An 8,547-nucleotide genomic window follows, 5' to 3' on the forward strand; every position below is an offset into this window, starting at 1 on the left:
ATGCAGCTCACCGAAGAGGTCCGCCTCGAGACGCGAGGCCCCATCGCCATCATCACCCTTTCGCGCCCGGACAAGCTCAACGCCTTGACTCACGCCATGGGGGACGCGGTGCGCGCGCACGTCGCGCGCCTCAACGCGGATCCCCAGGTGCGCGTGGTGCTGGTCCGGGGCGAGGGGCGCGCGTTCTCGGCCGGGGGCGATCTGGCCTTCTTGCGCGACAACGCCGCGCGATCCGAAGCGGAGAACCGGGCGGGAATGAGGGACTTCTACGCCAAGTTCCTGTCGCTGCGCGCGCTCGAGGTCCCCTCGATCGCGCTCATTCACGGCCGCGCGACCGGCGCCGGCCTCAGCTTCGCGCTCGGCTGCGACATGCGCGTGGCGGCCGAGGACGCCAAGGTCTCGGCCAACTTCGTGCGCGTCGGGCTCAACCCCGGCATGGGGGCGACCTTCCTGCTGGAGCGCCTGATCGGCCCCGCGCGTGCCGCCGAGCTGGTCTATACCGGCAGGGACGTGGAGATGGGCGAGGCGCTCGCCATCGGGCTGGTCAATCACATCGTGCAGGCCGACCGTCTCGAGGCCACCGGGCTGGAGCTGGCGGGGCGCATCGCCGAGAGCGCCCCGGTGGCGATCCGCCGCACCAAGGCCCTTATGCGGCGCGACGACGAGGCGCTCGCGCGCGCCCTCGACGGCGAGGCCGCGGCTCAGGCCGCCTGCTTCACCACCCTGGACCTCCAGGAGGGGATCCAGGCCGTCCAGGAGCGCCGCGCTCCACGCTTCACGGGCGCGTAGAGGCGCTCGCCTCCCGGGATCCCCTCAGCATCGAGGGCATGTTGCCGAGCCGATCGAGCAGCTCCAGCCGGCGACGGTGCTCGGCCGTGCGCAGGGCGCCCTGCGGATCGATCAGCGCCGCCTCGATGGCCTCGAGGGGATCGCGCGTGACCCGGGCCGTGGCGACCTGCCGGTAGTGCGCGATCAGGGTCAGGATGCGATCGCGGTCCTGTGCGTCGAGGTCGGGGCGCAGGGCGATCGCCCCGAGCTGCTGAAGGGCGGTGGCGGTTGCGCCGCTCAGCGTGCTCGCCCTCAGGGTGCTCACCAGGATCTTCTGAGCCCGCGCCACCCACCCGCGGGGGGCCTGGCCGTCGAAGGTGGCCGTGACGTCCGGCGGCCCGTCGAAAAAGCCGTCCGGCTCGGCGCGATCCAGCGCCTGGGCGAGGAAAGCCGCCTCAGCGCGATCGATCAAGAGGTCGTTCGTGAGGGCCTCCTGGATCAGGCGGTCCATCTTCGCGGCGTCGAGGGGCTGATCCAGGGTGAGATCGGCAAGCAGGTGCTCGAGGCGCCCGACGTTGCTCAGGGGCGCGGCGTGGCCCCCAGGGCCGCCCGCCAGCGAGAGGGCGAGAGCGAGCGTGAAGAGGGTTGCTTTGCGCATGGCGGATCCTCGTCTCGAGGGGGGCGTCGAGCGGAACCAACCCCCCGATCCACCCTACCCCATCCTCCCCCTGTCGGGCAACGCGAACCGCGCCATGCGACTCCTTTGCGCTGTCAAGACAAAAGCAGACGAGCTAGCTCGACGGCCCGTTTTTGCCATGCTCCCTGGCCCGGCGTAGAATTGAACCGGGCAAGCTTATCAGCGAGCAAGTAGAGGAGAGCCCCATGACCCGAACCACGTCGATCGCTCTTGCCGCCGTGCTTCCCCTGGTCGCGACCCCGGTCCGAGCGGCCGTGCCCACGGACATGGGCATGATCCCCTCGGCGGCCCTGGTCGACGACGCGGCGGCCATCGTCGTCAACCCCGGCGCGCTGGGAGCGAGCGCCGGGGCGAGCGCCATGCTGACGCGTCAGGGGTGGGCCAGCGGCACCACGCGCCTGCTCTTCAACGCGGGCGCGCTCGGCCTCGGCTACACCCACGACAACTCGGGCGCGATCCCCTACAACGACTACGCCATGGGCCTCGGTTTCGGCCTCGGCGAGCGCATGCGCTGGGGAATGACGTATCACCTGCCGGCCGAGGGCCGCCCCTGGAGCTACGACCTGGGCCTGATGACCCGTCCCTTCAACCACCTGTCGCTGGGCCTGGCCGTGCGCAACGTCTTCGCCACGCCGGGGGCGCTCGGGATGGCCGGCCGCGAGTACCAGCTCGGCGCTGGCTTCAGGCCCTTCGGCCCTGGCTGGACCCTGAGCGTGGATGTGCCCTACGCCGACGGCACCCCCGTCAACCTCACGACCGTACAACCCTTCTTCGGCCTGGACGTTCAGCTCCGCGACGGCGTGCGCCTGCGCGGCCAGGTCTCGACCTCCCTCGCCTACACCGTCGGCCTGTCGCTCAATACCGCCCAGCTCGCGCTCGGCGCCATGGGCAACGGCAACACCGTGGGCACCCACCTCAAGGTCTCGAGCCTGCGAGAGCGCTCGGCGCTGGGTGCGGCGGGCGGCCAGTGGGCCACCCTCGATCTTGCCGAGGCGCTGGGTCGCGGCGGCGCCGATCTCCCGTTGATCGGCTCGTTGAGCGACGTGCCCCCGGTCTACCCCGCGCTCAGGGCCCTCTCGGAGGCTCAGGCCGATCCCGCGATCGGTGCCCTCATCGTCAAGGTGGGCAGGGTGGGCGGGGGCTGGGCCACCCTCGAGGAGCTTCGCGCGGGCATCACCCGCTTCAAGGAGAGCGGCAAGCCCGTCTGGGCCTACCTGGAGGATGCGGACTTCCGCACCTATTACCTGGCGAGCGCTGCCGACCGCGTCTTCCTCAACCCCATGGGGACGCTCGAGCTCGCGGGCACGAGCCGGACCCTCACCCACTTCAAGAGCCTGCTCGACAACCTCGGCGTGAAGGCCCAGTTCGTCGCCGTCGGCCGCTACAAGACGGCCATGGAGCCCTTCGAGCGCACGACTCCGAGCCCCGCGCAGCGCGAGCAGACCCAGGCGCTCCTGGACGACCAGTTCGACCGGGTGGTGCAGGCGATCGCAGGCTCCCGCAAGCTCCCCTTGGACAAGGTGCGTCAGGCCATCGATCAGGGCATGCTCGAGGCGCCCGCGGCCCAGGCCGCGGGCTTCGTCGACGAGCTCGCCCACCGCGACGAGGTCCCCAAGCGCCTTGAGCAGCAGCTCGCTCGCCGGCTCACCGGGGTCAACGCCCTCGCCCTGCGCTACAGGACCGTGGCATGGGCTCCCCCGCGCGTCGCGATCGTGCACGCGGCGGGATCCATCGTGGACGGCACGAGCGGCAGCGACCTGGTCCAGGGTGCGACCCTCGGCTCGGATACCCTCGTCGCGGCCCTCAGGGAGGTGCGCGACGACGACGCCGTCAAGGCGGTGGTCTTCAGGGTCGACAGCCCCGGCGGCTCGGCCATGGCCTCCGACGTCATGCGCCGCGAGCTGATGCTCGTGGCCGAGAAGAAGAAGGTGGTCGTCTCGATGGGCGACGTGGCGGCCTCCGGCGGCTACTGGGTCTCGATGATCCCGGGGACGCCGGTCTACGCCGATCCCGGGACCATCACCGGGTCGATCGGGGTCATCGTCGGTAAGTTCAGCATCGACGGGCTGCTCGCCAAGTGGGGGATCACCAACACCACCCTCAAGCGCGGCGCCCACGCCGACATGCTCAGCCCGACTCGCCCCTTCACCCCTGACGAGGAGGCGAAGCTGCGCGCCAACGCCGACTTCTTCTACGGCAGGTTCGTGAGCCTGGTGGCCGCCAACCGCGACCTGTCCGAGGGGCGGGTGCGCGAGCTGGGCAACGGGCGGGTCTACACCGGCGCGATGGCCCAGCGCCTCGGCCTGGTGGATCGGCTGGCGGGCCTCGACGAGGCGATCGCCGAGGCCCGGCGGCGCGCGGGCCTCGACGGCCAGGAGGTGAAGCTCGCCTTCTATCCCGAGGTCAACCCCTTCGGGGCGATCGGCCTGGGCGCGGACGGCCAGCTGCGCCTCGGCAATACCCTCTCGCTGGCCTCCGAGCTGCGCCAGGCGGCAGACCGGCTCGCGCCGTGGGCCCGCACCGGCGTCTGGCTCCTTCCCCCCGATTTCGACCAGTAAGGACCGACATGCAAGAACAGCCCCGCATCCTGAGCCTCGACGTGGGCACCAAGACCATCGGGGTCGCCGTGAGCGACCCGCTCGGCCTCACGGCTCAGGCCGTCGAGACCATCCGGCGCCAGAGCATGGCCCAGGACCTCGCCCAGTTGCAGCGCCTGGTCCAGCTATACAACCCTGAACGCTTTGTGGTAGGCTATCCCCTTAGCATGAGCGGCTCTCCGGGGCCGCAGGCCCAGTTCGTGGAGACGTTCGTCGAGCATCTTCGCGGCCTCGCGTTGCCGATCGACTACATTGACGAGCGCCTGACCACCAAGCAAGCTGCAACCGCGCTCATCGCGAGCGGGATGCGACGTGACAAGCGCAAGGCCGTGATCGATCAGCAGGCCGCGGTCCTCATCCTCCAGAGCTATCTCGATCGCCGCTCCCGGCTCCAGGCGAGCCCGGACGCCCCCCTGGAGCCGTAGGCCACCTTAGCCGCATCACAGAAAGGATCCCGTCATGGAAGAAGCCAAGGAAGATATCGTCACGCTGGTTGACGAGGACGGCAACGAGCACGAGTTCGCGGTCGTCGACATCATCGAAGTGGACGAGAAGGAGTACGCCCTCCTGCTTCCCGCCGAGAGCGAGAGCGACGCCGAGGACAGCGAGGACGTGCTGGTGCTCCGCTTCGAGGACGACTCGCTGGTCATGATCGACGACGAGAACGAGTTCAACCGTGTCGTCCAGTACCTCGAAGAGCTGGGCGAACAGGTCGAAAGCTAGACCAGTCTGACGTGCCGACGCCTGCCGCTTTTCAAAGGCGGCCGGCGCGGGTATAGGTGCAGCATGCGGCCCCGATGACATCGCCGAGGGGGCGCAAGGAGGATCGGTGCCCAAGCGCGACGAAGAACTAGAGTACGAGTACGACGACGACGAGGTCGAAGACCTCGACGCGTACGCGTCCGACGACGAAGAAGAAGACGACGACGACGCCTACGACGAGGACGACGAGGACGACGAGGAGTACGAGGACGACGACGAGGAACCTGCCGGCAGTGGCTGGCAGAAGAAGGCCGCGTTCGTGCTCGCCGGAGTCCTCGTGCTCGGGGGCGGTGCCTACGCCTACATGAAGGGGATGCTCCCCTTCTCGCCCAAGACCGAGGAAGTCGCGCAGGAGAGCAGCAGCCCCTACGCCAACCCGAACGGCTTCGGCAAGGTGGCCCCCACGCCCGGCGTGCCCTCGGTGAACGAGGCGGTCCCCGCCGACGCGCAGGCCCCCAAGGAGGCCCCGAAGCCCGTGGCCCCCAAGACCGAGGCCCCGGCCAAGAGGGCCGAGGTCAAGGTCAACGCCGATCAGCCCGCAGCGGGCACGGTCGCGAAGCCGGCTGCGCCGGCCAAGCAGCCTGCTCGGTCCGCGGCGGTGGCCAAGCAGGCAGCTCCTCAGCCTCCCAAGGCGATCCCCGCCCCTGCCGTCCCCGCCGGGGCCGGTGCTTACGCGGTCCAGTGCGGCGCCTTCGCCTCGAGCGCCAACGCGAGCAATCTTGCGAGCGTGCTGAACGCCAAGGGGTTCCAGGCGTGGCAACCGAGCCCCGGCTCGGCGACGACCGGCGCCTTCTCGGTGCGCTCGACCGTCGTCAACACCAGTGCCAAGGCCAACATCCTCAAGAACCAGTTCGCCAGCGCCGGTCACCCCGGAGCCATCGTGCCCGCGGGCCGCGGTCGGTACTACCTGCAGCTGGGGATCTTCTCCGGCCGCTCGCGCGCCGACGTGATCGCCAGCGAGTTGCGTGCCAAGGGGCTGTTCGTCTCGGTGGCCGGCGGGACGACCCGAGTGACCTCTCCCAACCGGGTCCTGGTCGGCAAGTTCGCCACCATGGACCAGGCGCAGGCGATGGCCACCAAGGTACGCCGTCAGGGCGTGCCTGCCATCGTGGTCAAGATCTAGCGACCAGGACCGATAGGGCCAGAGGACGCACCCGGAAGTGCAGGGGCGAAACCAGCTCGTGCGCTTCCCCGTCCAGGTTCACCGTCACGCGATCCGTCGACGTGATTTCAAGCCACCGCGTGCGGTAGGTGCGGCTTCCGAGCCGCCCTACCAGGGTCAAGCCCGACGCGGTGGCTTTTCTTGCGCGCCTCAACCAGCCGGGCTCGATCACCAGCACGTCGAAGAGCCCCTCGTCGAGCCGCGCCTCGGCCCCGATCCGGAAGCCCCCTCCGAATGAGCAGCCATTGGCGATCGCCACCTGGTACGCCTCGAACCGCTCGCACCCGCCGTCCAGGCAGAGGGTGAAGGGGTGAAGCCTCGGTGTTCGCAGCCGGCGCAGGACTTCGAGGGCATAGGCCCACCGTCCCCAGCGGCGCTTGCGATCCGGGCTGATGCCGCGCGCGATGAGCGCGCCCATGCCGAGCGACGCCACGTTGAGGAAGTGATGGCCGTTCACCCACCCCACGTCGATCCTCATGCGCTCGCCGTCCCGCAGCGCGGCGAGGGCCCGGTCGATGGGCAGGGGAATGCCGAGGGTCCGGGCGAAGTCGTTGGCGGTGCCGCACGGGACGACCCCGAGGGCCACGTCGGTATCGATCAGGGCGCCTGCGCAGAGGTTGGCCGTGCCGTCGCCGCCGAGGCTCACCACCGTGTCGACCCCGCCGGCGATCGCCGAGGCGATCGCATCGGTCGTGCGCTCATCCTGGCAATCGATGGTCTCGAGGGTCCAGCCCCAGGAGCGGATCTCGCGGGCGATCGCCTCGACGGAGCACGCGTTCCGGCCCCTGCCGGCCCCCCGGTTGAAAACCACCAGCGCGCGTCTCGGCATGGCCCTTCCTCTGCATCTTGCCTTTACATCCCGCTACAATTTTAGCTCCCCCCGACCTGCCGGTTTTACCCTAAACGACTGTCAGCAAAGGGTTTGGGGTGCTTTGGGAAGCTTTATGAAGTAGTTGACGCGATTAGACCAAGTAAGGTAGGATTGGATCAAGTTCTTGTTTTACACGGGTTTCCGGCTGGTAACACGCTCTGGAAGTTCCTAGGCAGTCGCTTGTCCTGTAGGGATTCAGCAACGGTGGGCAAGAACGGTGGTTCCGGTCGTCTTTTGGAGGAATCTGCTGACGATGCAAGACAAGATGATTACCTGCCGCGACTGCAGCGGCCAGTTCACCTTCACCGTGGGTGAGCAGGAGTTCTACGCGCAGAAGGGTTATACCAATGACCCCCAGCGCTGCCCCTCGTGCCGGTCGGCCCGCAAGGCCGCAACCGGTGGCACCTCGATGGGCGCCCGTCCCCAGCGCGAGCTCTTCCCCGCCCAGTGCGGCGAGTGCGGCGTGGACACCAAGGTTCCCTTCCGCCCCACCCAGGGCAAGCCGGTCTTCTGCTCGGACTGCTATCGCAAGATGGCGCCCGCGCGCTAAGCCCGCATCGACACACGAAAGGGCCGGGAGCAAGCTCCCGGCCCTTTCGTGTGAGCGTGCATTTTCGCGGGCGCGTCCCGGGCGTAGAGTGGGCGTGTCGAGATCCCGCCTATCCCGGGAGGTGGCCATGCCGCAGCGCCCCAACCCCTTCCCCAAGCTGCCCCAGGGCGGAGTCCTGGAAGGGCAGCGATCCCCCGCGCACGTGGGCGAGTTGCCCGATCTCGCGGGCATCGAGGACCTCCCGCCGACCGAGCGCCCGATGGTCGAGCAGACCTCGGAGGCCGAACGGGTGCTCGATGCCGTTGCTGAGGGGGATCCGGCCTCACTGGCAGCGGAGGCCGTCGGCCGCGAGCCCTTCTCGCCGCCGACGAGCACGCCCTGGGGGCGCGAGAGCCCTGCCGAGCTCGGGTGCGGGAGCGTCACCTTCGCCGAAGAGGCCGGCCCTGCGATCGGCCAGCAACCCCATCGCGAGATCCCGGACACCCCGGACCATGGCGCCTCGCGCGCGAAGTGAGCGATCAGATGTGCTCGGGATCGTCCTTGGCGCTCGCTCGTTCACCGTGATTCAAGGCGCCCGTCAGGTAGAGCAGGGCGGTGTACAGCCCGATGGCGTTGCGCTGGAAGGCGAAGGGGAAGACCAGGGCGAAGGCGCCCCAGAGGATCAGCTGCTGCTCCATGCTCCAGTCGAGGAAATGGTCGATCACCACGAAGCCCGGCACGAAGATGAGCGCCATGACCCCGTAGTTGATGTAGGTGCCGCCCGTGAACTCGCCCTCGTTGAGGGTGAAGTTCAGGGCGCAGGCCGAGCAGAAGGGTTTCGGCTTGAGAAGACCAGCGCTCGTCTCGCCCTTCCCGCAGCGGGGACAACGCAGGCGCAAGCCGAGCATGAGCGAGCGGGGCCAGGCCTTGAGCATGGAGGGGGTCCTTCCTTATGGTGCGCCTCTTACCCTTCCAGCATAGCTCCGATCGCACGTCTTCGCATCCGAGGACTGCTCAGATCCCCAGGATGCGCTTGGCCTCCATCAGAGTCTTGAAGGGAGCATCCCCCAGCCTGGGATTGAGGTCGGGGTGGAAGGCCTTGGAGAGCGTGCGAAAGGCGCGCTGGGCCTCCTCCAGGGTCGCGTCGGGGGGGAGGTGCAG

At 69.0% G+C, this 8,547-nt stretch carries 10 protein-coding genes; 7 read left to right on the forward strand and 3 right to left on the reverse strand.

Features of this window, described 5'->3' with window-relative positions:
* Complete coding sequence (locus tag V6D00_09750) at window positions 1-789, forward strand: enoyl-CoA hydratase-related protein (protein HEY9899452.1); 789 nt, start codon at window positions 1-3, stop codon at window positions 787-789.
* Here V6D00_09750 and V6D00_09755 read toward each other — a convergent pair.
* A complete protein-coding gene (locus V6D00_09755) occupies window positions 776-1,426 on the reverse strand; it encodes a hypothetical protein (protein ID HEY9899453.1) in 651 nt (216 codons plus the stop codon). The two genes, V6D00_09750 and V6D00_09755, sit on opposite strands and share 14 nt — an antisense overlap.
* Before the next feature lie 224 nt (window positions 1,427-1,650).
* Between V6D00_09755 and sppA the strand changes: the two genes are divergently transcribed.
* The 4 genes from sppA (at window position 1,651) to V6D00_09775 (ending at window position 5,947) form a co-directional block, all read left to right on the forward strand.
* Window positions 1,651-4,023 (forward strand): signal peptide peptidase SppA, encoded by a 2,373-nt coding sequence (gene sppA, locus V6D00_09760; GenBank protein HEY9899454.1) that lies wholly within the window; start codon window positions 1,651-1,653, stop codon window positions 4,021-4,023.
* 8 nt (window positions 4,024-4,031) lie between these two features.
* Window positions 4,032-4,487: a Holliday junction resolvase RuvX gene (gene ruvX / locus V6D00_09765; GenBank protein ID HEY9899455.1), complete on the forward strand. Its 456-nt coding sequence runs from the start codon at window positions 4,032-4,034 to the stop codon at window positions 4,485-4,487.
* Window positions 4,488-4,521: 34 nt separating this feature from the next.
* Window positions 4,522-4,785, forward strand: coding sequence for a DUF1292 domain-containing protein (locus tag V6D00_09770; GenBank protein ID HEY9899456.1), 264 nt, complete (start codon window positions 4,522-4,524; stop codon window positions 4,783-4,785).
* Window positions 4,786-4,891: 106 nt separating this feature from the next.
* On the forward strand, window positions 4,892-5,947 hold the full coding sequence (locus V6D00_09775; GenBank protein HEY9899457.1) for an SPOR domain-containing protein: 1,056 nt from the start codon (window positions 4,892-4,894) through the stop codon (window positions 5,945-5,947).
* On the opposite strand, the gene V6D00_09780 is transcribed toward V6D00_09775, so the two are convergent.
* Window positions 5,937-6,815 (reverse strand): diacylglycerol kinase family protein, encoded by an 879-nt coding sequence (locus V6D00_09780; protein ID HEY9899458.1) that lies wholly within the window; start codon window positions 6,813-6,815, stop codon window positions 5,937-5,939. The two genes, V6D00_09775 and V6D00_09780, sit on opposite strands and share 11 nt — an antisense overlap.
* A gap of 295 nt (window positions 6,816-7,110) precedes the next feature.
* On the opposite strand from V6D00_09780, the gene V6D00_09785 reads away from it, so the two are divergent.
* Window positions 7,111-7,407 carry a zinc-ribbon domain containing protein gene (locus V6D00_09785; protein HEY9899459.1) on the forward strand — a complete coding sequence of 99 codons (297 nt, stop codon included), beginning with the start codon at window positions 7,111-7,113 and terminating at the stop codon, window positions 7,405-7,407.
* Between the two features lie 127 nt (window positions 7,408-7,534).
* On the forward strand, window positions 7,535-7,921 hold the full coding sequence (locus V6D00_09790; protein ID HEY9899460.1) for a hypothetical protein: 387 nt from the start codon (window positions 7,535-7,537) through the stop codon (window positions 7,919-7,921).
* Window positions 7,922-7,925: 4 nt separating this feature from the next.
* Here V6D00_09790 and V6D00_09795 read toward each other — a convergent pair whose 3' ends face one another.
* A complete protein-coding gene (locus tag V6D00_09795) occupies window positions 7,926-8,321 on the reverse strand; it encodes a DUF983 domain-containing protein (protein ID HEY9899461.1) in 396 nt (131 codons plus the stop codon).
* Window positions 8,322-8,547: the final 226 nt, after the last annotated feature.

This window comes from Pantanalinema sp., from assembly GCA_036704125.1.
Classification (GTDB): Bacteria; Cyanobacteriota; Sericytochromatia; order S15B-MN24; family UBA4093; genus JAGIBK01.

Excerpts from the sequence above, each read along its gene's own strand:
- ruvX (HEY9899455.1), top strand. The coding sequence starts at position 4,032 with ATGCAAGAACAGCCCCGCATCCTGAGCCTCGACGTGGGCACCAAGACC.
- V6D00_09755 (HEY9899453.1), bottom strand. The coding sequence starts at position 1,426 with ATGCGCAAAGCAACCCTCTTCACGCTCGCTCTCGCCCTCTCGCTGGCG.
- V6D00_09790 (HEY9899460.1), top strand. The coding sequence starts at position 7,535 with ATGCCGCAGCGCCCCAACCCCTTCCCCAAGCTGCCCCAGGGCGGAGTC.
- V6D00_09770 (HEY9899456.1), top strand. The coding sequence starts at position 4,522 with ATGGAAGAAGCCAAGGAAGATATCGTCACGCTGGTTGACGAGGACGGC.
- sppA (HEY9899454.1), top strand. The coding sequence starts at position 1,651 with ATGACCCGAACCACGTCGATCGCTCTTGCCGCCGTGCTTCCCCTGGTC.
- V6D00_09750 (HEY9899452.1), top strand. The coding sequence starts at position 1 with ATGCAGCTCACCGAAGAGGTCCGCCTCGAGACGCGAGGCCCCATCGCC.
- V6D00_09795 (HEY9899461.1), bottom strand. The coding sequence starts at position 8,321 with ATGCTCAAGGCCTGGCCCCGCTCGCTCATGCTCGGCTTGCGCCTGCGT.
- V6D00_09780 (HEY9899458.1), bottom strand. The coding sequence starts at position 6,815 with ATGCCGAGACGCGCGCTGGTGGTTTTCAACCGGGGGGCCGGCAGGGGC.
- V6D00_09785 (HEY9899459.1), top strand. The coding sequence starts at position 7,111 with ATGCAAGACAAGATGATTACCTGCCGCGACTGCAGCGGCCAGTTCACC.